The organism is Fibrella forsythiae (genome assembly GCF_017353175.1).
GTDB lineage: Bacteria > Bacteroidota > Bacteroidia > Cytophagales > Spirosomataceae > Fibrella > Fibrella forsythiae.
The window spans coordinates 867,300-892,680 of record NZ_JAFMYW010000002.1; the positions used below are offsets into that span (position 1 = coordinate 867,300).

General features: G+C 51.9%; 22 protein-coding genes. 11 read left to right on the forward strand and 11 right to left on the reverse strand.

The genetic code is table 11. The features are described 5' to 3' along the window. Window positions 1–49: 49 nt before the first annotated feature. The 4 genes from J2I46_RS09605 to J2I46_RS09620 all read left to right on the forward strand — a co-directional run bounded on the left by J2I46_RS09605 (window position 50) and on the right by J2I46_RS09620 (window position 3,741). The gene (locus tag J2I46_RS09605) at window positions 50–1,066 is read left to right on the forward strand and encodes a dipeptide epimerase (RefSeq protein ID WP_207328783.1); all 1,017 of its coding nucleotides are present in this window, start codon (window positions 50–52) and stop codon (window positions 1,064–1,066) included. Between the two features lie 56 nt (window positions 1,067–1,122). Beyond that, window positions 1,123–2,202, forward strand: a complete 1,080-nt coding sequence (locus tag J2I46_RS09610; RefSeq protein WP_207328784.1) for an aminotransferase class I/II-fold pyridoxal phosphate-dependent enzyme — start codon at window positions 1,123–1,125, stop codon at window positions 2,200–2,202. A gap of 150 nt (window positions 2,203–2,352) precedes the next feature. Next, the gene (locus J2I46_RS09615) at window positions 2,353–2,877 is read left to right on the forward strand and encodes a hypothetical protein (protein WP_207328785.1); all 525 of its coding nucleotides are present in this window, start codon (window positions 2,353–2,355) and stop codon (window positions 2,875–2,877) included. 42 nt (window positions 2,878–2,919) lie between these two features. Then, complete coding sequence (locus J2I46_RS09620) at window positions 2,920–3,741, forward strand: lytic transglycosylase domain-containing protein (RefSeq protein ID WP_229379671.1); 822 nt, start codon at window positions 2,920–2,922, stop codon at window positions 3,739–3,741. A gap of 108 nt (window positions 3,742–3,849) precedes the next feature. On the opposite strand, the gene J2I46_RS09625 is transcribed toward J2I46_RS09620, so the two are convergent. From J2I46_RS09625 to mutS, 3 genes are all read right to left on the reverse strand, one after another. Further along, window positions 3,850–4,302, reverse strand: a complete 453-nt coding sequence (locus J2I46_RS09625; RefSeq protein ID WP_207328786.1) for a YybH family protein — start codon at window positions 4,300–4,302, stop codon at window positions 3,850–3,852. Between the two features lie 80 nt (window positions 4,303–4,382). Then, complete coding sequence (locus J2I46_RS09630; RefSeq protein WP_207328787.1) at window positions 4,383–4,907, reverse strand: YMGG-like glycine zipper-containing protein; 525 nt, start codon at window positions 4,905–4,907, stop codon at window positions 4,383–4,385. 275 nt (window positions 4,908–5,182) lie between these two features. Beyond that, window positions 5,183–7,831: a DNA mismatch repair protein MutS gene (gene mutS / locus J2I46_RS09635; protein WP_207328788.1), complete on the reverse strand. Its 2,649-nt coding sequence runs from the start codon at window positions 7,829–7,831 to the stop codon at window positions 5,183–5,185. A gap of 154 nt (window positions 7,832–7,985) precedes the next feature. On the opposite strand from mutS, the gene J2I46_RS09640 reads away from it, so the two are divergent. The 3 genes from J2I46_RS09640 to J2I46_RS09650 all read left to right on the forward strand — a co-directional run bounded on the left by J2I46_RS09640 (window position 7,986) and on the right by J2I46_RS09650 (window position 10,182). Next, on the forward strand, window positions 7,986–8,528 hold the full coding sequence (locus J2I46_RS09640; protein WP_207328789.1) for a TrmH family RNA methyltransferase: 543 nt from the start codon (window positions 7,986–7,988) through the stop codon (window positions 8,526–8,528). Window positions 8,529–8,590: 62 nt separating this feature from the next. Further along, entirely contained in the window at window positions 8,591–9,115 is a 525-nt protein-coding gene (locus J2I46_RS09645) for a hypothetical protein (RefSeq protein WP_207328790.1), read from the forward strand. Window positions 9,116–9,288: 173 nt separating this feature from the next. Continuing rightward, window positions 9,289–10,182, forward strand: coding sequence for a sensor histidine kinase (locus tag J2I46_RS09650; protein WP_207328791.1), 894 nt, complete (start codon window positions 9,289–9,291; stop codon window positions 10,180–10,182). Window positions 10,183–10,281: 99 nt separating this feature from the next. Here the strand turns inward: J2I46_RS09650 and J2I46_RS09655 are convergent, their stop codons facing one another. From J2I46_RS09655 to J2I46_RS09670, 4 genes are all read right to left on the reverse strand, one after another. After that, window positions 10,282–11,211, reverse strand: coding sequence for an alpha/beta fold hydrolase (locus J2I46_RS09655; protein WP_207328792.1), 930 nt, complete (start codon window positions 11,209–11,211; stop codon window positions 10,282–10,284). Between the two features lie 172 nt (window positions 11,212–11,383). Continuing rightward, the gene (locus J2I46_RS09660) at window positions 11,384–15,238 is read right to left on the reverse strand and encodes a PVC-type heme-binding CxxCH protein (RefSeq protein WP_207328793.1); all 3,855 of its coding nucleotides are present in this window, start codon (window positions 15,236–15,238) and stop codon (window positions 11,384–11,386) included. A 122-nt stretch (window positions 15,239–15,360) separates the two neighbouring features. Further along, window positions 15,361–16,470, reverse strand: a complete 1,110-nt coding sequence (locus J2I46_RS09665) for a Gfo/Idh/MocA family protein (RefSeq protein ID WP_207328794.1) — start codon at window positions 16,468–16,470, stop codon at window positions 15,361–15,363. Between the two features lie 9 nt (window positions 16,471–16,479). Beyond that, window positions 16,480–17,352 carry a sugar phosphate isomerase/epimerase family protein gene (locus tag J2I46_RS09670; protein WP_207328795.1) on the reverse strand — a complete coding sequence of 291 codons (873 nt, stop codon included), beginning with the start codon at window positions 17,350–17,352 and terminating at the stop codon, window positions 16,480–16,482. A gap of 173 nt (window positions 17,353–17,525) precedes the next feature. Between J2I46_RS09670 and J2I46_RS09675 the strand changes: the two genes are divergently transcribed. Further along, entirely contained in the window at window positions 17,526–18,428 is a 903-nt protein-coding gene (locus J2I46_RS09675) for an AraC family transcriptional regulator (RefSeq protein WP_207328796.1), read from the forward strand. A 118-nt stretch (window positions 18,429–18,546) separates the two neighbouring features. Here the strand turns inward: J2I46_RS09675 and J2I46_RS09680 are convergent, their stop codons facing one another. From J2I46_RS09680 to J2I46_RS09695, 4 genes are all read right to left on the reverse strand, one after another. Then, window positions 18,547–19,326, reverse strand: coding sequence for a 3-hydroxyacyl-CoA dehydrogenase (locus J2I46_RS09680; protein ID WP_207328797.1), 780 nt, complete (start codon window positions 19,324–19,326; stop codon window positions 18,547–18,549). A 113-nt stretch (window positions 19,327–19,439) separates the two neighbouring features. Next, window positions 19,440–21,464: an FAD-dependent oxidoreductase gene (locus J2I46_RS09685; RefSeq protein ID WP_207328798.1), complete on the reverse strand. Its 2,025-nt coding sequence runs from the start codon at window positions 21,462–21,464 to the stop codon at window positions 19,440–19,442. Window positions 21,465–21,495: 31 nt separating this feature from the next. Next, window positions 21,496–22,185 carry a YjjG family noncanonical pyrimidine nucleotidase gene (locus J2I46_RS09690; protein ID WP_207328799.1) on the reverse strand — a complete coding sequence of 230 codons (690 nt, stop codon included), beginning with the start codon at window positions 22,183–22,185 and terminating at the stop codon, window positions 21,496–21,498. A 105-nt stretch (window positions 22,186–22,290) separates the two neighbouring features. Beyond that, a complete protein-coding gene (locus J2I46_RS09695; protein WP_207328800.1) occupies window positions 22,291–22,596 on the reverse strand; it encodes a (2Fe-2S) ferredoxin domain-containing protein in 306 nt (101 codons plus the stop codon). 336 nt (window positions 22,597–22,932) lie between these two features. On the opposite strand from J2I46_RS09695, the gene J2I46_RS09700 reads away from it, so the two are divergent. From J2I46_RS09700 to J2I46_RS09710, 3 genes are read left to right on the forward strand one after another with little or no spacing between them, the layout of a single operon-like run. Then, on the forward strand, window positions 22,933–23,532 hold the full coding sequence (locus tag J2I46_RS09700) for an RNA polymerase sigma factor (RefSeq protein ID WP_085410225.1): 600 nt from the start codon (window positions 22,933–22,935) through the stop codon (window positions 23,530–23,532). After that, window positions 23,507–23,761, forward strand: coding sequence for a hypothetical protein (locus tag J2I46_RS09705; RefSeq protein WP_207328801.1), 255 nt, complete (start codon window positions 23,507–23,509; stop codon window positions 23,759–23,761). The genes J2I46_RS09700 and J2I46_RS09705 overlap by 26 nt, the downstream gene beginning before the upstream one ends. 25 nt (window positions 23,762–23,786) lie before the next feature. Beyond that, window positions 23,787–25,340 (forward strand): M28 family peptidase, encoded by a 1,554-nt coding sequence (locus tag J2I46_RS09710; protein ID WP_207328802.1) that lies wholly within the window; start codon window positions 23,787–23,789, stop codon window positions 25,338–25,340. Window positions 25,341–25,381 lie beyond the last annotated feature (41 nt).

The window sequence follows — 25,381 nt, forward strand, 5'->3', positions numbered from 1 at the left end:
CATAGCGGCAAGTTAAGTGGGTTTAGGCCAGATTGCGTAAATTGACGGCATGGAATTGCTGCTACACCGCTTCGACCTGCGCCTTCGCCACACGTTCACCATTGCTCACGACAGCCGCGACGTGCAGGAAACGCTGATTGTTGAACTGCGCGACGGGAGGCTGAGTGGCTTCGGAGAAGCTACCGCCAACAACTACTACGGCATCACGATCGATCGCATGATTGCTGATCTTGGCCAGCTTCGGCCGTTAATCGAATCGGCCAATTGGACTACTGCTGAGGCGCTCTGGGACCAGGTACACGATGCCCTGAAAACAAATCCGTTCGCTCAGTGCGCCCTCGATGAGGCAGCGCACGATCTGGTTGCCAAACGGGCGGGTCAACCACTCTACGCCCAATGGGGACTTGACCCCTCCCGAATTCCGCTGACCAACTTCACCATTGGCCTTGATACGCCCGAGGTGATGTTGAGCAAGATGCAGGAGATGCCCTGGCCGCTATACAAGATCAAGCTGGGGCGTGGCGACGATGATCTGGCGTTGCTTCGGCTACTGCGCCAACATACTGACGCTACGTTTCGGGTCGATGCCAACTGCGGCTGGACCGCCGGGCAGACGTTGGCTTACGCACCGGAATTGATCGAACTTGGCGTTGAATTCATCGAGCAACCGTTGCCTGCTGCCGATTGGGCGGGTATGAAACTATTGCGCGTTAACAGTCCATTGCCAATTATTGCCGACGAAAGTTGCATTGTTGAAACGGATGTTGCCCGCTGCGCCGATTATTTCCACGGTATAAACATTAAACTCACCAAGTGTGGTGGCCTTACGCCCGCCCGCCGTATGGTGGCCGAAGCCCGCCAGCATGGGCTGAGTGTGATGGTTGGTTGCATGACTGAGTCGAGCGTAGGGATTTCGGCCATTGCGCAGCTGCTCCCCTTACTCGATTATGTAGATATGGACGGATCGTTGCTTATCAACAACGACCCGGCTATCGGCGTCACCTTTGATTTTGGTCAGGTACGTTACGCTGCAGAGAATGGCACCGGCGCTGCGTTGCTCGGGTAAAATTGGGTGAGAAGTAACGTATACACGTATCGAAATTCGTTTTGAGTCAACTAATTATGTCTTCATCCGCGCCAGGTACGTTGGCCGCTTTTCAGATCGATCACATGCCCGATCGAACGATTGACCATCAGGGGCAGTCGTATCTGTTTTTCTCAGGTACGTCTTACCTCGGTATGGTGCAGCACCCGGCTATGCACGCGCTATTGGCAGAAGGGTTATCACGATACGGCCTGCATTTTGGTTCGTCGAGGAATGGCAATCTGCAACTCCAGGTGTTTGCCGAAGCAGAAGCCAAACTCGCCGCGTTGGTTGAGGCACCGGCGGCCCTGACTGTCTCGTCAGGCATGCTGGCCGGGCAGGTCGTAGTTGATTGGCTGGCCAGTGTTGTTGGCCCAGATGCGGTAGGGTATCAGGCACCGGGTACACATCCCGCCCTGTGGCATCCGTTGCTGAAAGCGCATGTCAATCCGTTTACACAGCCAGCCGGAACGAGTTGTCCGGCCTATGTACTGGCTAATTCGGTGGATGCGATCCGGTCAAAAACATATTCGTTCAACTGGCTCGCGGCACTGCCGACAGACCAACTCATCTATCTGGTCGTCGATGACTCGCATGGATTGGGCATTCTGAATAATGGACGGGGGATCTGGTCGCAACTGACCGAACAGTTAACGAACCACCCAAACGTGAAGCTGATCGTGACGGCGTCGCTGGCTAAAGCTATGGGTTTGCCGGGCGGGGTTATTTTCAGTGATCCGGGCACGTTGGCATCGCTGCGGCAAACAGCTTATTTCGGGGCCTGCTCGCCCATGCCACCGGCCTATGCGCACGCTTACGTTCAATCGGGTAATCTGTATGCAGACGCCTATAAACGGCTGGCCCGGAATCTGGCACTTGCCCGCCAACTGCTGATACCAACGCGCTTGTTCCAGCAGGCTGAAGGCTACCCGGTTTTTTATACCGACCACGACGAAATAGCCCCTTATTTACTCGGGAAAGGTATATTCGTGTATTCATTCGCCTATCCAACCGCCGCCGACAAAGCAAATACCCGCGTGGTTATCAGTGCCTACCATACACCCGATGACTTGGCTGAGATAGCCTTTTATGCAAAGGAATTTGCCCGGTCGCTGTAGCTGACCAGGTTCCTGGGCCACAAAATAGTTTCGTTAAACGCTTCCCACAGAATAGAATCGTGCGTATAAATTTTTGTACTTCATGTATGGAATATGCGCCGGTTCGTTATCAATGGAAAAATAGCCGGTTTAATCCCCCTGTCAAGCGCCATGAAGACACTTACACCTGCTCAAGTAGATCAACTCCGCACCCATCTGTATAAGTCTGGTGCAACGCCCTCGCAGGCATCGTCGCTACTACCTCTATTCAGCCAGGAAGTAGAGCATTTTATGTGGATTGGCTTACCGTTCGAGGTAGCCCTTGATAAAGTAGAGCTGGAAGCAGAACATAACCCTGTCCGTTACCTGCGCGAAAAACACGCCAATGCACTGGTTATGCCCGAAGAGCAGCTGAACGAGCTTGATCTTGACGAGATCGTGTTTGCTAATCGTAACCGTGCTTACGGAGCCTACGATTTACGCAAGGCGTATAACCGTGCCGTGGTGAATGCGCTGCTGATGACGCTTGGGTTAGTACTGATGATTCTGGCTGCTATGGAAGCATACCAGCAGGGAAAATGGGTATATGCCAGTTGGGGGGGAGGCGCCTGGATCGCCGGCATTTTCCTGGTTGCGTTCTCTGCTTTCCGGTTCTACGTAGAGCGCATTACGCTGGTTATGACCGAAAATCGTTAATACTCCTTAACGCTGGACACTATTTCTACTTGAGGAGACGTTATGTCTATTCACCAAGTAGAGTATGTCTTGCTTAAAAAAATTGGTTTCTCCTTGCTGATGGCGCTTGCCCGGCCTGTTGCTGCTGCTGCCACCAAAATCACCACCGCGCCGCTTGCGCCTAAAGAAAACTCCAGAGAACAGCCTGTAATTTTGGCTGTTAATAACCTGGCCGCAACACTGACCGGACCTGCCTGGCCCGACGGTTACAGTCTGATACCGGCCGAAAGTGAGTTTCCATTGCTCGACGTGAACTTTTGCGGAGAAGCCATGCCACTCGATCAGGCCGATGTGGTGTCGCGCTGGAAGCACGTTTTTACACTCTTCAGGCCGCAATCGCCGAAGATAGACGCGCTCCAGAAACAGGCAGATGCTTTCTTTCCCATGGTTGATTCAACCCTGGCAGCGTATGATATTCCGGCTGATTTTCGCTATATTCCTCTGGCTGAGAGCGGTTTGAAAGCAAAGGCAGTATCGCCGAAAGGAGCAGGTGGCTATTGGCAACTGATGCCGGCTACGGCCCGTGAACTCGGTCTGAAAGTGGGAGGGAAACACGACGAACGCTTCAACGCCCAGAAAGCGACTGCCGCCGCCTGCAAGTACCTTCGTAAATTATACGATCAGTTCGGCTCCTGGTCGCTGGTTGCTGCGGCGTATAATGTGGGGCCCGGTTACGTTAAAGCACAATTGAAAAAACAGGCCGACTGCAGCTATTACCAGATGAAGCTCCCCCGCGAGACACGGTACTATCTGTTCCGGGTATTGCTCTACAAAGAGGTTCTTTCCCGCCCTACCGATTACACGGCTTTTCTGACGGGAGTATAGACGATTTGGGATGTCGGATTGGAGATTTTGGATTTGCTTCGTTGCTTCGCTTACTACAGTTATGAAACTAAGCCAAGCAAATTACCAATCGCGACATCCCAAATCTGTTTATTGCTTTGCCTGAACGGGTAGGTCTTCCAGTTGGGCGTAGCTAAGCTTCCAGTTTTCGTCGGCGCCTTTTTTCCAGAGGAGTACAAAGTTGCCTTTACCGAAACCACTTGGTTCGCCCGGAGCTTCCGGAGCAACATCGACCGAGAACGTACCTGCTTCGTAACCAATCTGAGTGTCTGCTACCGTACTGACGGTGCTGGTTTTCAGGTTGCTGATGGTTGGCAGCGTGGCGCGGACCCATTTTTCTGCTACTTCCGACTTGCCGGTAAAGCGGGTGTCGCCCTGCAGAAACTGAACGTTATCGTCGAGCATGGCGACAACCTTGTCAGTTTCTTTATTGTTCCAGGCTTGAATGAATTGCTGATTTAAGGCACCTACATCGGTAGGTTCGTTCTTCTTGCACGAGGCAAATAACAGAACAAATGCTAGGAATGGGATGATCGTCTTCATAGGAAATGGTGTTTTACGTTGAGAATACTTTTCGCCCCTGCGCGCGCAGAAAGAGCGCGCAGGGGTAGGCAATAGACGGGTTACCAGCTTTTACGACGATATTCCGATGTTGGATAGGCCGTATTTGGATCACCATATGAGGTGTTCAGTAGAAAGCCGTTGCGTACCAGTGGCACTGTAACCGGTTCCGGCGCAGTTAACACCGAGTTCTGTGCCGTAGCCGTTGACACCTTACTGATAGGTTCAACTTTGCGTACACTTGCGTTCCGATTCGACGTACCTGAGCGGAGTTCGCGATTCTCGGTTGCGGTACGTGCGGCAAACTCGCGATCTTCAGCGGCACGTGCCGCAGCGGCGGCTTTTTTATGCCGGTTGTCGATCACCTTACCAATACCATAACCAGCGGCAGCCCCGACGGCTAATCCTACACCGGCTCCTACTTTGCGGTCGCGTTTATTGATGATGGCCCCCGCTACACCACCTACACCAGCACCGATGGCTGTACCTTTGGCTTCTGGATTCCACTTCCGTTGGGCCTGGGCAAATGGACTAACGAAAAGACCTACTAAAAGGGCCAGAGCTATAATACGTTGATTCGTTTTCATCTCTACAGTTGTTTAAGCGTGAATAACTACTCGTTTGATCTTGGACAGAAAGCTGTTCTCAAGGTTTAAACAATTACTTGTTCATGCCCATATTCAACGTAGGATAAGTGCTGATTGTTTGTAATCCGAGGCAACGTACCTGGATGTTTATCAGCATCACTCTTTGTTCGGCAGCGGTCATATATATCACAAACCCCCGTTCAATTACCCATGCTATATCGTGGTAATTGACCGGGGGATTATGTAATACCTATATATAATGTACTGGATATCAGTTATTCGAGCATTTTTAGTAGCTCATTTAGTTTCAATAAGGCCTCGATAGGCGTGAGGCGATTAACATCAATGGTGCGGAGCTTATCTTTAATGGCTTCTGATTTGGGGTCACCCGCTTCGATGATGCGCAGGGCCAGTTCACGCTCGGTACCTGAACCCGCTTCCCGTATTGCCTCTTTATTGCCTTCACGTTGGTGTGAGGCCTCCAGTTGAGTCAGAATTTGCCCCGCCCGCTTCACCACGCTACCTGGCATGCCGGCCATTTGGGCTACGTGAATACCAAACGAGTGCTCAGAACCTCCTTCTTTTAGTTTACGCAGGAAAATGACCTTGTTGCCCACTTCCTTTACTGCTACATTGTAGTTCCGGATGCGGGGCAGATCGGCGGCCAGATCGTTAAGCTCGTGGTAATGTGTAGCAAAAAGCGTTTTTGGCCGGCAATCGGTGTTGTGCATATACTCGGTAATGGCCCAGGCAATCGAGACGCCGTCATAGGTGCTGGTGCCTCGTCCGATTTCGTCCATCAAGACCAAACTGCGCTCGCTGAGGTTGTTTAGGATGCTGGCCGTTTCGGTCATCTCAACCATGAACGTACTCTCTCCCCGCGACAGGTTATCGCTGGCACCTACCCGCGTGAAAATTTTGTCGACAATCCCGATCTCGGCAGACGAGGCAGGTACGAAACTACCAGCCTGCGCCATCAGCACAATTAGCGCTACCTGCCGCAGCAGTGCCGACTTGCCCGCCATATTGGGGCCGGTGATGACAATAATCTGCTGCGTCTCATCGTCCAGATGAACGTCGTTGGGTACGTAGGGTTCGCCGGGGGGCAGTTGCTGTTCAATGACCGGGTGACGGCCGTCCTTGATTGTCAGTGCTTTGCTGTCGTTCAGTTCGGGGCGAACATATTTGTTCCTGACCGCCACTTTGGCAAATGACGACAAAACATCGAGGACCGAGATCACACGGGCATTTTGCTGAATGGCCGCGACATATTCGCCGGTAGCCGCCACGAGTTCACTGAACATCCGGGTTTCAATGCTGAAAATCTGGTCTTCGGCATTCAGGATCTTCTCTTCGTACTCTTTCAGTTCAGGCGTAATGTACCGCTCGGCGTTCACCAGCGTCTGTTTCCGAATCCAGTCGTCGGGCACGCGGTTTTTGTGGGCGTTGGTCACTTCCAGGTAGTAGCCAAACACCTTGTTGTAGGCGATCTTAAGCGAGCTGATGCCCGTGCGCTGCACTTCGCGATCCTGCAACTGCAAGAGGTATTCTTTGCCCGAATAGGCCAGCTTGTGTAACTCATCAAGCTCTTCGTTGATACCCGTACGGATCATGTTACCCTGTGTTGACAAGACCGGTGGGTCGTCGCGAAGTTCAGCTTCGATGCGATCGAGCAGAAAGGTCAGGGGATTAAGTTGATCAGCATATTTTTTCAGGCTTGGCGCCTCCGGTTTCTGGCTCAGTGCCGTAATCAGCATTTCCTTGATGGGCAACACATGCTGCAACGAACGTTTCAACTGCACCATCTCGCGTGGATTAATGCGGCGTACAGCCACTTTCGAAACGAGTCGCTCCAGATCACCAATCTGTTTCAGATGCGCCAGCATAGTCTCCAGCAGTTCATCATCTTCATGAAGTAGCGTCACCAGATTCAGCCGCTCGTCGATCAGGGCGCGGTCTTTCAGCGGCAACATCAGCCATTTGCGCAACAGCCTGGCGCCCATCGGCGTCACCGTCTGATCAAGAATCTGAATCAGGGGAATACCGCCCTCCTGTTGTGCGGCCACGAGTTCAAGGTTGCGGATCGTGAACCGGTCGAGCCAAACGTACCTGTCTTCTTCCAGCCGTGTAACGCGCTGAATGTGTTGCAGGTCTTTATGCTCTGTTTCATTAAGGTAGTGCAGAATGACCCCGGCCGCAATAATGCCGTCGGGCAGGCCATCAATGCCGAAGCCCTTCAGCGAGGTTGTCTGAAAATGTTGCCGGAGGTAGTTATAGCCAAAATCATACGTGAACGCCCAGTCTTCGAGCGTGAACGTGTGAAATTTATCGCCGAACAGGGTGCCAAACTCCGCCCGGTTCCGTTTGCAATACAGCACCTCTGAGGGGTTGAAGCTCTGAAGTAACTTATCAATGTAAGCCGCGTTTCCCTGCGACGCCAGAAATTCACCCGTCGAGATATCGAGAAACGAAATGCCAAATTCGTCGACTCCTTTACCAAAATGGACGGCGGCCAGGTAGTTATTTCGGCGTGTGTCCAGTACGTTGTCATTGAATGACACTCCCGGCGTAACCAGTTCGGTAACACCCCGTTTTACAATGCCTTTGGCCATGGCCGGGTCTTCGAGCTGGTCGCAGATGGCTACACGCTCGCCCGCCCGAACGAGCTTAGGCAGGTGAGTGTCAAGGGAGTGGTGCGGGAACCCGGCAAGTTCTTCGTTCGATCCACCGTTGTTGCGTTTGGTGAGGGTGATGCCCAGAATACGGCTGGCTTTTACGGCATCTTCTCCAAATGTTTCGTAAAAGTCTCCAACCCGAAAGAGAAGCAGCGCACCGGGGTATTTGGCTTTTACCTGGTTGAACTGCTTGTTAAGCGGCGTTTCTTTGGCGGGTTTTTGAGGCTTGTTGGGGGTGATCGTCTTCACTAAAATTGGCTACAGTAGTTTAAACAAATTTAGCCAATTTAGAGCGGGAAAGGAAGCCTTGACACCAACATGAGGCAGCAGCGGATAACGAAGATTATGCGCCGCCGTGATACTAATCACTGGCTACACCTATTCTCTGTTGTTTCTTTGCCCCATGAATAGTCCACGCAAAGTAAGCCTTGAGGAATTGAACCGCCTGTCTGTCGATGAGTTCAAAGAGGCGGAGAAATTCCCCTATTGCCTGTTACTCGACGATATTCGCAGTTTGAATAACGTAGGGTCTGTCTTCAGAACGGCTGATGCGTTTCGAGTGGATACGCTTTATCTGTGTGGTATTACGGGAACGCCCCCCCACCGCGATATTACCAAAACGGCGATCGGGGCCACAGAGTCGGTCAATTGGCAATATGCTTCTGACATAGAGGCGCTTATCGCTGAGCTGCGGTCAAAGGATTACCTGATTGTTGCCGTTGAGCAGGCAGAAGGAAGCACCCTGCTGCCTCATTTTATACCAGATTCTGCTAAACGATACGCATTTGTTTTTGGGAACGAGGTGATGGGCGTACGCGAGAGCGTGGTGGTCGGAGCTGATTATGTAGTTGAAATACCGCAATTTGGTACTAAACATTCATTAAATATCGCTGTTACAGCTGGAGTTGTCTGCTACGATTTCGTCAATAAGATAACAAAAACTTAACATTAACCTTTTGTTTGTCAGATTTTATGCGTATTTCTTTGTAGATTTTTCCTTAGACAATCATGGCTAAAAGCAACAAAAAACAAAACCACACAAAGTCACTGGCGGCAAGCATCGCTACTGCAGTTGAAACAAAAGTATCGGAAGCGGGAGAGGCTACCAAAAAAGTAAAGAAAACCATTGAGAAGGCGGCCGAAAAACTGGCAAAACGCCTAAGCAAACTGGTTGAAAAAGAAACGAAGCAACTGGCCAAGATCACCGAAAAAGCAGCCAAAAAGGAAGAGAAGAAAGCACACAAGGATGCAAAGAAAGCTATAAAGAATGCCGTTAAGGCAGAGAAGAACGCATCGCGCACCAAGTCGAAAAAGGAGAAAGAACAGAAAGCCGCCGCTCCGGCCCTGAAAGCAGTTCCAATGCCGGTTACGTCTACACCACCGGCTCCCAAGGCTGGCCCGCCAGCTGCTGCCAAGCCAAAGAGTGCGCCTAAGCCTAAAGTGGCCACTCCGCCAACGCGTACACCTGGCACGGCCAGCCAATCCGTTTCAACTGAAACACCCGCTTCACCGGCTGAAGAAACGGCGAATTAGTGCAGTAATCTACTTTTTAAGTATATTAATATTAGCCCGATTTGTCGGGCTTTTTTTATTAATAATATATTATCATAATTGGTATGTGACGGAATCGTATAACTTTACGTCTATAGCCCCGCTCTGATACTCTCCGAGCTACATTTATCCAACCGGATTAAACTCCGTCGCCTATGAATAATATAGCTACGTATGTTGCACGTAACCGGTATTATGGCTTGCTGATCATCGCTGTGTGTATGCTGTCAGCGATCTACGGGCCAGACATACGTCGGTTAGGGTGGTTCTTCTGGGTACTACCAAGCATAAGCTTGTTCGTGATCGGTTACTTTGTTTGGCGTAACGACCGAGAGCACCAGATGCCTTATGTGCATAAGGAAGTACTCGACACGATTGTCCACGAGTTCCAGACGCCGATTTCAGCTATCAAAATGGCCGCCGATATTCTGGCAACTCCATTCGGTCGGTCGTCGCAGGAGCGGACAGATAAATACATTCATATTATTCAGGAAGAAACACAGCGGTTGCAGCAGCAGGTAGACGTTATGCTGAGCCTTGCCCGCGCTGACCGCGACCGTCTGGCGATCAATATCGACGCGGTTAATGTCCACGAACTGATTCAGTCAATTGCTGAACGGCACGGATCTTACCTGAAATTACGTTTGCAGGCTAGCCAGCCAATTCTGCTGGCCGACCGGCTGCACCTGACCAACGTGCTTCACAATCTGCTCGACAATGCCGTTAAATACAGCCCCGGCGAACCCGAGCTGGTTATTCAAACGGAGGGAGATCGATCTAGTCTTATGGTTGCTGTTATTGACCGGGGCCTGGGTATTCCCAAGCATTTGCATAAGAAGATTTTCAAACCCTTTTACCGGGTTAGCGAAAATAATCAGGGGAGCGTAAAAGGATTTGGCCTTGGCCTGAGTTACGTGCAGCGCATTGTTGAAGCACACGCTTGGCAACTGGACGTTATCAGCGAAGTTGGAAAAGGCAGTGAGTTTAAAATTTCCTGTCCCAAAAGCTCGTTGGCCCACACAATTCATCTGTCTGAAAGCAGGATTTAATTGTTTTGAATGAACGTACCTAGTTACGTTGTCAGGGCTTCTTCTGGCTGAAATAGCTGCTGGAAGAAGCCCTGACTTTATTCTGCTGATGGTTAGCGCTTAATATGTTACCGCCGCCGACGACTGGTTTTGATAGGCTGCTTCCTGTACAAAGTTGAGCAGGTCTTCATTCAACTGATCTTTGGCGGTTACAAACAGGCCATGAGGCTCGCCGTCGTAAATCCGGTAGTCGGCATTTGGCAGTAGCTCATGCGATTTTTCACCCGATGATTCGATGGGTACCGTTTTGTCGGCGTCACCATGGATAATGAGCGTCGGTACAGTAATCGAACTCATATCGTCGCGGAAATCGGTTGACGAGAAGGCCTTGGCGCATTCCAGCGTAGCCTTAGGCGATGCCAGTGAAGCCAGCATGAAGTCATGATTCAGATGGGCCTGACTCACCGGGTGGCTTACCAGGTTAACGCCGTAAAACTGCTTGGCAAATGTTTCCAGAAATGCATACCGGTCTTTCTGCATGTCTTCAGCCATTGAGTCGAAGGTATCCTGTGGAACGCCGTCCGGGTTATCGTCAGTTTGAAGCATGAATGGCGTTACGGCGCTCACAAGTACAGCCTTACTGACATTGGCACCACCATGACGACTGAAATAGCGGGCCACTTCACCACCACCCATCGAGAAGCCGACCAACACTACGTTGTTTAGGTTTAACTCATCGATAACGGCTTTCAGGTCGTCGGCGAAGGTGTCGTAATCATAGCCACCCCAAGGTTTAGATGATTTACCAAAACCACGGCGATCATAAGCTACGCAACGGTAGCCCCGGTCGGCAAAGTAAGCTACCTGGTTTTCCCACATTTCGTGGCTCAGCGGCCAGCCATGAATGAATACAATGGTTGGCTGGGTGGTATCAGCAGACGATGACAGACCGGTTGCTGAAGAGCTACTGTATGAAGAGCCGGTAACGTCCTGAACGAACAGGTTAACAGGCTCGCCGAAACGAGAATCCTTGGTTTGTATGTAGGGCATAACGTTGATGAGTAGGGGTTTGCTACTCGTCTATAGAACAAGTGTATATACATACAGTTAGCTTATCTGAGCGAATGGCCAGCTGAGGAGGATGGCTTTCAACGACAAACAGGCGTTGCAGATTGGCAAAAGACCATCCTGCAACGCCTGTTTGTCGTTACGCTATCCGTAATTATTTCGCTGTGCTTGGTTTGGCGGCTTCTGTCACGGTCATAACGCCGTTCATGATACGCCAGTGACCGGGGAATGTGCACAGATAGGGGTATTCGCCGGGCTGGTCGGGCGCTTTGAAACGTAACCGTACTGTTTGATTTGGATTAACCAGCGCTGTAGAGGCCAGAATATCCGATGACTCAGGTACGTAGTTTTTCTCGGCACCATCCTTCGCCGTGATCATCGCATCGGCTAATTTGCCAATCCGGTCCGTCGATTTAGGTTTACCAACAACAAGGTTGTGCTGCATGGCGTCTGGATTCTCAAGCACGATGATCACCGTTTTGCCAGCCGGCACGCTGAACGCTTTCTTGTCGAAACGCATCTCTTCGCGTACCGTCTTCATCTGAATCACGACCGCGTTTGGATCTATATCGGCATTGGCATCGCGCAGGCCCCATGATTCGAGCAAACGATTCAGGCGTGGACGGGCATCTTCCGGCAGGTTGTTGCTCAAGCTGGCCAGGATTGGTTGCTGACTGTCTGATGGTTTTGGCCGGTTGTTTCCACGGGTGTAGTTGTAGCCATCAGACAAGCCTTTCACCAGTGCCAGCGCCTCATCACTTTCGAGCTTCGTTGCTTTTTGCAACATCATCACCACCGAGTCGGGCGTCGCAGTTGACGCGTAGGCGCGGGCGGCTCTCTCCAGCGCTACGGTGCGTAACTGAGCCGGTGCCCGGAAGGTGATTTTGGCGGTGTAGTTATTGTTTCTACGATCCGCATCGGGCAGTGTTGCGTCTTTGTCGATGCTCACTGACAGCGTGTAATCACCTGCTTTTTCGCCCATAACCGATAGATCGCCTACCCAGGGACCGTTGTTTGTTCGGGTAATCGCCACGGTTTCACCAGGAGCAATACCCGCGTCGAAGGTGCGGCTAACGAAGTCGATTTTTGGGCCGGCCGTTGCGCTGGTGCTGCCTTCAAACCGCATGGTCAGCGGAACCACGGTGCCTTTCGGAATGGCTTCGGTACCCTGATTAGTTACGTAAATCGTTGTGCGGGCCGATTCACGAACAACAGGCCGCGTTGGCTCGGTAGTCACTTTGCTGACAACCAGATCAACGCCGTTTACAGAACGTTGCGTCGTGGCAGGTGCTGGTGTTTGGCTGGCGGGCTGTTCAGCCATGCTGGCCATCGGGCCGTGCTGGCTATGATCCATGCCGGCATGCGTGCTGGCTGTTAGGCCAGAACCGGCTCCCGTGGCGGCCGGCTTTGTAATCGAACCCAGCCACTGACGGAATAAACGGGCGTTGTTGCTGTTCATGGCACAGGCAAACGCATCGGGTAACCAGCGGTCGTCGTTGCCTGACGTCTGGCGCAGACGGGCCAAAACGGCTTCATCTGTGGCTGGGCTGGCTGGTGCTTCGCTAAGGGCCAGTAGGCTATTCAGCACAACGAGCGGTTCTGCATCGTAGAGTGACTTTTGGGCCAATAGCATGGTCACACCTGCACCCGTACGAGGCATCACTTGCACGGCTGTTTTACGAACGCCAGCAGAAGGATGTTTCAGGGCTTTTTCCAACTCGCTGGGCGTAATGGCACCCAAACCGTGTAATGTCCATAAAGCATTGACAGCAGGTGCGTTCAGGCCGATCTCATCAACTTTCGGATCGTTGGCAATAGCCCACAGTTGGGGAGCTACGTCTTTGTTTCCGCGTTCAACCAGCAGACGCTGAGCGTGCATACGCCAAAACAGATTATCGTTTTTCAGGGCGGCTACCAAACTGGCCGGGTCGTTCCGATTCAGTTTAGGCGCGGTGTATGTTGGTGCTTTCGAGTAGCCCACGCGGTAGATCCGGCCGTGGGTAAAGTCGCGGAGGGGTGTCTCGTAGGCATTGCCCGATCCGTTTTTGAATCCCTGCGGTACCGGGTTGTGCTGGATGATATAGCTATACCAGTCGGCTACCCACACGGCTCCGTCAGGGCCTACTTCGGCGAAAACGGGCGCAAACCATTCGTCGGCACCAGCTATCAGGTTGAAACTTCCGGCACCGGTTTCGGCATCTGAGAAGTCAGATCCCTGTTTTACCATCCGGTTCTGGTGAACGATATGTCCGGTTGGCTCGCTGACGAACGCAACCTGATTCCAGTATTCTTTCGGGAAAGCGCGGGCAGTATACAGGTTATGACCCGCCGCCGCCGTGAACCCGCCAAACACGTCGACCTGACGTACCCGTTCGGTAATGGGCTTCATGTCTTTATGTGTATCGGTGCTGCGGCTACCGGCCATACTGCCCGGACGAGCGTTGAAGGATTTGTTTGGAATGGCCATGTACCAGCCGTGGCTATTGTTGGCGGTCGATCCGAACACGTTACCCGTTTCGTCGAAACCAAGGCCCCAGGTATTGTTTGACGTGTTGGTCATGTATTCCAGTTGCGAGCCATCGGGTTTGAACCGGAAGAAACCCTGGCTGAACCGAAGCGTATCGGGGTTGTTGCCCACCACACCTTTAAAGCCTGAGTAACCAACACTACCCCAAACCCAGTTGTCGAAACCATAGTGCAGGTTGCTTGGACCGGCGTGGGTATCAAACGTACCGAAACCCGTAAACAGAATCTTCTTTTCATCGGCTTTATCGTCGCCGTTGGTATCGCGCAGGTACAGCATATGCGGTGCCTGCGATACCACCAATCCGCCATTAGCGAAGGCCATACCCGTGGGAATGCTCAGGCCATCGGCGAAGTTGGTGAACTTATCGGCCTTGCCGTCGCCGTCGGTATCTTCGCAGATAACGATGGAATCAGAACCACCTTCAGGCTTTCGCTCGTTCGGATAATCCTTAGTAATCAGCACGTAAAGCCGACCGCGGTCATCCCAGGTCATGGCAATCGGGTGCATCACGTTTGGCTCATGCGCGAAGAGGTTCATCGTAAAGTCGACGGGTACCTGCAGGTGCTTCATCGACTCTTCGGGTGAGAGCGGTAACTGCTCCATCTGTTCGCCAGGGCGTTTTTCGTAGTTCGGCAGGTTGGCCGACTTATACGCAAATGCCTGTGGCTTTAGGTCGTCGTGCTGTTTCTTCACGCCGTCGCCAACGGCCCAGAGAATACCGCGCTCCAATAATTGCTGGAAAGCTGGCTGACTCCAGGTACGTTCGTCATGCCCATAGGCCGTGTAGAAAACGCGGCCTTTTCCGTAGGTACGTGTCCAGGTGTAGGGCTCTTCGGCGACACCAGGCTTATCCTTCGCCTGATCGGCTTTAATGGGGCGAACCGCCAGTACGTTGTTGTCGGCCTGCAAGTGGGTGTGCAGGTACGTTTCGTCGAATGCCTTGAACGAGGGTAAGCCGGCCGTGATGGCGTTGTCAGGCTGCGTGAATCGGGTTTGAATCGTATCCATCCGGTGCCGCCAGAATTGACCACCCACTACTTTATCGACATATTCGGGTGAGTTACGGAAGCAGTACGACGCGCAGTGAACCGGAATAACGCCATGCCCGGCCGCTACGTAGTCGAGTAAAGCGCGTTCTTGTGGTTTTGGAATTGAATCCCAGTTGGCATAGATCAGAAGCCCATCGTATTTCGACAGGTTGTCGGTCGTCAGGTCCTCCAACTTGTCAGTATACGTAATGTTGATACCCCGGCTTCCCAGGGCGGCCATCAGTTGTGGTACCCGTTCAATGGGCTTGTGGTGGCCGTTATCGCCCAGAAACAGGATTTCTGTGCGACGGGGACCACTCTTGCGGGCCGACGACGTTTTCGTCGTACTCCCGTCCATATCCTTGATGACTTTCGTCGGAGTACGGGTGCAGTTGGCGAGGACCAGCGTCGTGAGCGCGGTTACCAGCAACGATCGGTTTAATGAGAAAGTCATGGGTTATACATCGTTTGTCAAGTTGAAGAAATCAGCGAATATCAGACGCTGACTATTGGCTTATCGCTGCGAATACTCAGGAGCCAATAGGCTTGTAATCAGCGTCTAATAATTAAAATTGGCTAGTTGAAATCGGGTAATTTCATGATCTCTCCGCCCTTCATAGCCGACTCGTGGGCCAGGATGCCAACGCTCGTCCAGTTGGCCGATTGGGCGGCATTCGGGAATGGATCGCGGTCTTCGGTGAGGGCAGTCAGGAATTCGTGTACCATGTGTGGGTGCGACCCACCATGACCGCCGCCCTGCGTAAAGGAAAGGTGCTGCGTTTCGTCGGCATCATACACGCCTTTGGTCGTAAAGCGTTGAATTTCGGCGGGTAGCAGGTGCGCGAAGTCGGGTACGGTCACTTTTTCAGGAATCTCAGGCTCCGGTTTCTTAGCCGTGTGAATGACCGGTTGCTCGTCTTCGATCAACTGCCACTCAAACGATTTCTTGTCGCCGTAGACTTCAAAACTCTCCCGATATTGCCGCGCCACATCGAACAGAGACCGGTATACGTAGGCTGATAAGTCGCTATCTTTGAACTTGATATGGGCCGATTCGACGGCAAATGGCGAGTTGTGAATCGCCGCCAGTTCGGGGCGGATCGTACCCGAGCCGAAGCAGGATACGTAGTCGGCTTCCAGACGAAGCAAACCGGCCACGGGGCCAACGCAGTGCGTAGCGTAATGCATCGGTGGCAAACCAGGCCAGTAGTCGGGCCAGCCGTCCATATCCTGCTGGTGGCTTGCTTTCAGGAATTGTACCTTACCCAGCTCACCTTTTTCATACATCTCTTTTACGAACAGAAACTCGCGGGCATAGACCACGGTCTCCATCATCATGTATTTCTTACCCGTTTCGCGGGTCACCCGAACAATCTCCTTACACTCCTCAACGGTGGTGGCCATCGGTACGGTGCAGGCTACGTGCTTGCCAGCGCGCAGGGCTTTCAGGCTTTGCTCGGCGTGATTTGGGATGGGCGAATTAATGTGAACGGCATCAACGTTGGGGTCGGCCAGGAGTTCATCGTAATTGCTGTAACGTACCTGGATGCCGTAATCGTCACCTATTTTATTAAGGCTTTCGACGTTGCGCTGGCAGATAGCGTACATATTGGCCAGCGGATGGCGCTGGTAAATTGGAATAAATTCAGCCCCAAACCCGAGGCCAACGATGGCGATGTTAATCATTGTAAAAAGTTAGTCGTTCACTAATTGGCTCATTAACAGTTTAATGTGGCTAAGTCCTTCGCGCGCCAACTGTTCCGGCGAGTTGAACATGGGCCGGAAAATATGGGTGGCTGCGGCCAGCTCGGGCGGGTTAACACCAAAAGCTTCAATGGCAATAGGGCCCGTGTAATCGATATCACCCAGGGCCTGCAAGATCTTATCGAAGTCGACCTGCCCTTTTCCGGGCGTTGACCGGTCGTTTTCCGAAAGCTGCACATGCACCAGATACGGGGCGAGCGTGCGGATGGCGTCGGCCACGTTTTTCTCTTCAATATTGGCGTGGAATGAATCGAAAGCCGCCCGGCAGTACGGATGATCAACGGCCTCAATATACCGTCTGGTATCGTCGGCGCAGGTGAGCAGGTAGGTTTCGAATCGGTTTAACGACTCGATCGCCAGCATCACGTTCTGTTGCTGGGCGTGCTCGGCAATTTCGTTCATACTATCGACCGACCAGGCCCATTCGTCGGCGGTCGCGGGCTTACCCGTGAATGTTTTGAAACCTGCGAAGAAAGGCCCCATCAGGATAGGCGACCCGGCCGCGGCGGAGCAGTCAACAATCTGCTTCAGGTACGTTACACCAGCTTTCCGAACAGACGCATCAGGGCTGAGTAAGGTAAGCTCGGGCGGAAGCAATGAGCAGGTCTGAACGGCCAGGCCAATAGCTGATGCCTGTTGGCCAAGGCGTTGCCATTTGGCCAGATCGGCTGGAGCACCGGGCGTAGTGCCAACTGGCATCTCTACAAAATCAAAACCAGTTCGCTGTAGGTACGTTAGCGTGTCTGAGAGGTCCTCATCCATGGTCATCGTCCAGGTAAACAGGTTCATGCCAAGCCGATTCATGCGTAGGTGGTTATAAGGTTCGTACTACTGATTCAGGAAATATTTCTACAAAGCTATCTTTGTTCTGTTTATGTTGTTGGCCTACTTTTGTCTAATATTGACTTTATTTTTGCAACTACACAGAAGTATCCCCCCTGTTCGTGTTAATTCATGCTTATTGTTAAGGTTAGCTTATGAAATCTGCCCTGCGCAAGGATATTGAGTCGGGTATCGGTTCATTCGTTGTCAGAGATCTGATTGAACCCCACTTCGATCCAAACTGGCATTTCCATCCGCACTATCAATTGTTTCTTGTTGAAGAAGGCACAGGAACGCGTTTCATCGGCGATTCCATCCGGCCTTTTTCGCCCGGTGATCTGGTGATGATTGGCCCTGATCTGCCCCATTTGTGGCGTAGCGATCAGGCGTATTTTCTGCCCGAATCGGGCTTACAGACACATGGGCTCGTTGTTTATTTCACCGACGATTGTCTGGGCTCCGAGTTCTTCAATAAACCCGAAATGCACCGGATTCGGCAACTTCTGGAAAGCTCTCGTCAGGGGTTGACCTGGATAGGCGAAACCCACGAGCAAACGGTGGCGGCCTTGCGGAAACTGGTGGTGCAGGCCCCTACCTTCCGGCGCGTGCTCGATTTCCTGGCCTTACTGGATGACCTGGCCCATGCCACAGATGTGCAGTTGATCACGAGCGCCAATTACAGTAATCCGATGAAGCCCGCTGATGCCGATGAGGGCAGTGCATCGTCGCAGGCGTATCGTCGTATGCAGGCTGTACATACGTATGTGCTGACTCACTTCCACGAAGCTATTAAACTAGATACCGTTGCGGATATTGCCGGTCTGACACCGTCTGCTTTTTGCCGTTATTTTAAGGTTCGTACTAACAAAACCTTCGTTGATTTTGTCACGGAGGTCAGGATTGGTCATGCCTGTAAACTGCTGATCAATAGTGACTTGTCGATTTCGCAGATCGGTTACGAAAGTGGTTTTCGAACCATGTCGAACTTTAACCGACAGTTTCGCGACGTAACGGGCCAAACGCCATCACAGTACGTGAAAACGATGGGAGGAGTGTAAGGGGATTAGGGAGAAAAGCAGGAATGGAAGAAAGGTGGTAAGGGAGCTTTCGCAAACAAAATGGTTGTCCGAAAGCAACTTTCCTCCTTTCTTTCATTCCTCCTTTCCTGCTTTTTAATTATTTCGGCCCCATCCGTATGGCTCCATCCAGGCGGATCACTTCACCGTTGAGCATCGGGTTTTCGACGATGCTTTTGGCCAGCATGCCATATTCGGCTGGCCGGCCAAGGCGCGATGGGAATGGCACCTGCTGACCGAGCGATATGCGGGCTTCTTCGGGTAAAGCGGCTAACAGCGGCGTTTCAAACAGGCCCGGTGCGATGGTCATCACCCGGATGCCCGACTTCGACAGGTCGCGGGCAATGGGCAGGGTCATACCAACAATTCCCCCTTTTGATGCCGAATAGGCGGCCTGCCCGATTTGCCCATCGTAAGCGGCAACGGAAGCAGTATTGATGATCACGCCACGCTCACCTTCGGCGTTGGGTACGTTCTTCTCCATGGCAAAAGCCGCCAGCCGGATTACGTTGAACGTACCGATAAGATTAACCTCGATAGTCTTACGGAAGGCGTCGAGCGAATGCGGGCCATAGTCGCCGTTTACTTTACCAATCGTTTTCCGGGCTTCAGCAATACCGGCGCAGTTGACCGTAATGTGCAGCGCACCGAAGGTGTCGGTTGACAGCAAAATAGCCTGCCGTACGTCTGCCTCACTAGCCACATTGGTCAGGGCAAACCGAACACGTTCGCCTAATTCTGTAGCAAGTGCGCTGCCTCGATCCTGATTCAAATCGGCAATGATAACGTTGGCCCCCGCCGCATGAAAAGCCCGTACGGTGGCCTCACCAAGGCCCGATGCACCGCCCGTAACCAGAGCCGTTGATTGTTGAAGAGTCATGATTGGATAAGTTTGGATTTAGGGTTGCAGAAGTGTTCGTTAAACTGTTGATGAATAGATAGTTGTGTTTTGATTCCGACCATACTGAAACCCGGTTCAATCGCCTGGCGTGTTTAGTCGTGAATGGGTAAAAATAAGACGGCATCGGCCACCACGGGCTCCGTAGAACCAGTTACTTCCAACGAAACTGATGGCGCAGTGCCAGCCGTAAACAGGAACGTACCCAGGCTGATCCAGTCGTTATTCTGCTTTTGCTGATTGATCAGCACCGTCTTGTTAACCGTCCCGTCGAGTACCCGCACTGTTACAGCACTGGCCTTATCAGCCTGATGCGCTACCTGATCGGGGTTACCGCCCCCGCCCCGGCGGGTAGGGTTGTAGCAGAGAATCTGGTAACGACCGGGTTTCAGCCCGGTGGCCCGGAATGTCACGGTTGCCTGTTTATCTTGACTGAAAAGGGCCGCTTTCCCATACTGACTCCCTTTGGTAAGCTGTTGCCAGCTTCCCCGACGGCTGACCCGCAGCGAATCGTCATCATCAATCAATAGCTCCGGCCGACTCCCGTCGAGCAACGGATTCTCGCGTAATGTGCGCTGTAACTGAGCTACATTGATCGATTGAACCGACACCTGTTGATCAATCGCCTGAGCCGCAGCCGCTCCGGCTGTTTGCCCCAGTACCATAAACACGGGTTCCATCCGGATAGAACCGTAGGCGATGTGGCTGGCAGAGAGGCAAACCGGCACCAGCAAATTGCGTACCTGCCCTGACTTGGGCACCAGTGCTCTGTAGCTGATGGGATACGGTGGAAAACCGCCTACCTGTACATCGCCCTCGTTGCGCACCATCGCTTTACCACTTGCCTGTATGACAACAAGGCGCTGGCAGTTATGCGAGTCCATGGTGTAAGCGGCCATACCAATGCCGTCCGACACGATTGCTTTTCCTTCGCAGTTGGCTTGCGTCATCACATAGTCGCCAACCATCCGTCGCGCTTCCCGAATGTATAATTGATGCGAAAAATGATCATTGTCAGGATACTCATCTTTCGGGTAGCCCCAGCGCAGCATCTCATCGCGCAGGTGTTTCGGCACGCGCGGATCATGCCCGATGAAATAGAAAAGTCCTTTCGTATAGTCTTCATGATCACGAACGATCTGCGCTCGCTGGTTATAATCGGCGTCTGGGTACGTCCAGTTGGCGCCAATCATGTCGGTGGATAGACCACCGCAATTGTTAATGTCTGTTTTGCGGTTGGGCATCGCCACAAAATGCATCAGATTCCAGGTCAATTCGCCGGGTGTTTTCTGCTGAATTTGCCGTACCAGTAATTCATACTTGCTTGAATCGTAGCGGGCCGGTCGCGAAATCGGAACACGATTTGCCGGATCATCTGTCAGGCACATTCGGTAATTGTAGGCCTGAATTTTATGATCGCCTGCTCCTCTGGCGGCCAGTGTTTCTGTTGTTACGCCCCATAGCAGGCCGCTTTCCGGTTTGCCAGGTACGTTGTAGGGGTCAACGCCATCGGGAAACTGATGCTTGTCCAGGAATTGTACACCGTTCCAGGTTTCGCCATACTGGCTGTTCGCTTCACGCCCAACGGTGTAGGTGACGCCCGCCTTTGCCATAAGGTCGCCTTCGTAACTACAATCGATGAACTGTTTGGCATAGATCGTCTTGGTCGTCGTCTGCCTGTTGCCTGGCGAATTAGATGGCTCCACCACAATCCCTGTGAGGCGGTTACCGGCTTTCATGACCGAGACTAACCGGTGCTCCATCACTGGGTTCAGGTTGGCTTCGCGCAGGTACGTGTTGAAAATCGTTTCTGCTACATGCGGCTCGAATGTCCATTGCTCCAGATGCCCGTAATGCGCACCAATTCGCCGGTAGAAATCGCGTGCTAACCCGGTAACAGCGAATTTGTTGCCAATGTCGGTTGCCCCAAGCCCACCTGATGAAAGCCCGCCAAGGTGACGGCCCGGCTCGATGAGCAGCACCGATTTACCCAGCCGCTTGGCCGAAACAGCCGCCATCACGCCCGCCGACGTACCACCATACACACAAACATCAACTGGTTGAGCGGCTAGTGAAACGGGTACAATGAGGAACAGCAGTTGGAGGCAGACCTTCCGCATGGGGTGATTGGAGAATATGTACCGAAGGATTTTACAGAATACCCATCAGTTCGTTCCAGTGGCGGATGTCGTACGTGGCTGGCTCGTCGACCTGCTGCCCTTTCGGATTATAAAATACCGTATCTAGTCCAACGGCTTTGGCTCCCAGAATATCCGCTTCGTAGTTGTCGCCCAACATCAGGCTTTCGGCAACCGTAGCACCCGTAGCTTGCAGAGCGTACTCGAAAATGCGCGGATTAGGCTTCTTTGCGTCCGCCGACTGCGTGGTGACAACTTCTTCAAAAAAATGAGCAATCTCAGAGGCGGCCATCTTTACGGCCTGAATTTCAGCAAAGCCATTCGTAATAATATGCATCCGGTAGCGGCCATGCAGGTGCTCCAGCACGTCGCGTGCCGAATCGGTCAGGTGCGCTTTCTGGGGAAGTAGTCGTAAATATTCGGTATTTAAATCAGCACAGCAACTGGTATCGCCTACGCCTAAGGCCCGAAAAACCATTGGAAAGCGATTCGCGCGGATATACTCATGCCCGATCAAGTCCAGATCGTAATCGCGCCAGAGCTGACGGTTCACGGTAATGAACGTCTCGGCAAAGGCATCTACTGAGGAAAGTCCTACTTCTGCAAGCCGGTAGGTATCGTAAATCTCGGCAATGGATTCCGACGAGTTACGGTCGAAATCCCAAAGCGTATGGTCAAGATCGAAAAAGAGGTGTTTGTACATAAACGTAAGTTCAGCGTCTACAACTCAAGCTTTTCAGTGAGATTCGCTGATGGATCGAAGGAAGTTGAAAGCCTGAGGTGTTGGACGCTAAACTAAGATATCGACCTAGAATTTAAGCTCAAGGCGCTCGACCACTTCCTTATTGACAACGTGTTTTTCTACAATTTCTGCAATATCGGCTACTTGTACATTGCCGTAATACGTTCCCTCGGGATAAATGACTAAAGCCGGGCCAAACGCACAGGCATCCAAACAGCCTGCCCGCTGAGCCCTAACCTGCTTTTGCAGGCCACGTTGAGTAATTTCCTGCTTGAAAGCGTCGAGCAGTGCGGCACCATGTTCGGCACCGCATGACTTTTTAGGCGATTCTTTCTGGTTCGTACAGACGAAGATGTGTTTTTCAAATTTCATGATACTGCGGCTTAATCGTTGTTTTTAACACCACGAAGGTAGTTTACACCTCTCAATTAAACGCTCGCAACGATTTTTTGTCAAATAAATTGAATGGTTACGCATCCTTTTACTCACGACTCCCGTATAGTTTGGTATAGTTTTAGTAGGATTGTTGGGGGATACTTACTAAATTGATGCTGCATTCTGGAATTGTTACAAAAAGTTACAGACCTGACTTGTAAGTTTTCGGTGTAGTTTGTTACTTTGATACTAATTCTCTGCATATCTCACAATTCTTAACACGGACACACACTATCGACTAAACGCTCTACGTTACCTAATTGTCTTTCTGAAATGGAAAAAGCCCAGGTTAACGACAGCGAGCTTATTTCGTCGTACATCCGTGGTAGTGAGAAAGCCTTCGAAAAGCTGGTTTTGCGGCATAAGAACAAGGTTTATACAACCATCTATCTTATTGTCAAAGATCAGTATATAGCTGAAGATCTGATGCAGGACACCTTTATAAAGGCGGTCGATACCATCAAATCGGGGCGTTATAACGAAGAAGGCAAATTCCTTCCCTGGATTATCCGTATTGCTCACAATCTGGCCATCGACTATTTCCGGCGAGATAAACGCTACCCCAACGTAGTGTTTGAAGACGGAAGCAATGTGTTCAACACACTCGAATTTGCCGAGGACTCAGTGGAGGCCGTGCAAATTCGGCGTGAAACTCATGAGCATCTGCGCGAGTTGATTCAGCGATTGCCGGAGCAACAGCGTCAGGTACTTATTATGCGGCACTACGAGGAAATGAGTTTCCAGGAGATTGCCGATGCAACCGGAGTCAGCATTAACACCGCTTTGGGACGTATGCGTTATGCACTTATAAACCTGCGCAAGCAGTTAAGCAAACGTCCAGTAAGCTATGACAAAAACATTTACCCAAGATGACGTCATCCGGTACGTCTACGAAGAAACTTCTGAGGAAGAAAATCTTCTAATCGAAGAGGCGCTCATGAGCGAGCCCGAATTAATGGGCTTTTTCCTCGATACGCTCGAACTTCGGGCCATGATGGATAAGATTGAGCGGGCACCTCGTCCGTCGACAATCGAAGCCATTTTAGACTATTCCTCTTTTCACCCAAATTCCCCTGTTAGTAACCCGAGTGGTGTTGCCTAACATGGGAATTTTTGTTTTCTCGTCAATGAGCTATTCAATTGACCGGTGGTTCCTTCTTGGGGCCACCGCTTTCGCATTTGTGGCTGCCGGTACGCCCGGTATTGCCCAGCAAACAAAGTCGGGCAAACGTGCCGTTGCCACCCCAATAACCGCCACCGTATTACCCGAAGCCCAGTTAACCCGCGCCGAACTGGAAGCCCATCTGCGCTTTATTGCGTCTGATGAGTTGCAGGGGCGCCGAACTGGCTCGCCGGGAAACATGGTGGCTGCCCGGTACATTGCCGAGCAGTTTCGGCAGATCGGCCTGAAACCTGTTGCCGATAACAACAGCTATTACCAGACTGTAGCGCTGCAACGTACCCAGCCTACTGCATCAGGCACAATTCGGTTTGGAACTGACTCGCTATCGGTTGGAAAGCAGTTCGTTGTTGTAGCAGGTGGTGCAGCCAATCAGATGGCCGAGAGTGTTTATGTTGGCTACGGCTTAACGGCCGATGATTACGCCGGCAAAGATGTGAAAGGTAAATTCGTGATTACGCAAGTAGGATCTGCTGAGGCCAAAAGCCCACGCGATCTGATCAGTGCCATGACAGCTAAACGTAAGCTGGCATCTGAACGCGGTGCTATAGGTATCATCGAACTGTTTGCTTCGCCCGCCACCCCCTGGACTTTTGCCAACCGCTTCTTTAATAGCGAGCAGATCAGTATTCCAACTGCCGAAGCGCCCGGGCAAACGCCGATTCTACACATCTGGGCTGATAATGGTAAAGGACAACTGGCTGGCATAAAAGATAACAGGTCGGTGACCGTTCGTACATCAGGACGGAGCGCACAACCGCTCAATGCTGTAAACGTGGCCGGTGTTGTGGAAGGAACGGACCCAACCCTGAAATCGGAATACGTATTGTTAACGGCCCACTACGATCACATTGGCACAGCTAAGGCGGGCGTTGGCTCGGTAACGGCTGCTGATACGATCTATAATGGTGCCCGCGATAACGGAATGGGAACCGTCGGCCTGATTGCCGCCGCTAAAACGCTCATGGCGCAACGGCCTAAGCGGTCAGTGATTATTGTTGCCCTGACCGGCGAAGAGGTTGGGCTCCTGGGCAGCCGCTACTACGCTGAACACCCGCTGGTGCCGCTCAAGCAGACAATTTTTAACTTCAACATTGATGGCGCTGGCTACAACGACACTAAACTGATTTCGGTGATCGGGCTTGAGCGAACGGGCGCAAAAGCCGAGATCGAGCAGGCCGCGGCTCAATTTGGGCTCTCCGTTTTCGCCGAGCCAGCGCCCGAACAGGGATTATTCGATCGGTCAGACAATGTCAGTTTCGCGGCGAAAGGCGTTCCGGCTCCTACCTTATCGGAAGGCTTCAAAGCGTTTGATGAAGAGTTGATGAAGAATTACCATCAAGTGTCTGATAACCCCGATACCATTGATTACGACTACCTGCTGAAGTTCTGCCAGTCCTACGCTCGTGCCGCCCGGCTCATTGCTGACCGGAACACCCGCCCTTTCTGGATAGCCGGTGACAAGTATGAAGCTGCCGGGAAAGCCTTATATGGTCAGTAAACTAAAGCCCATAGGGCGGCGTTATAGTCGGTATACTACAG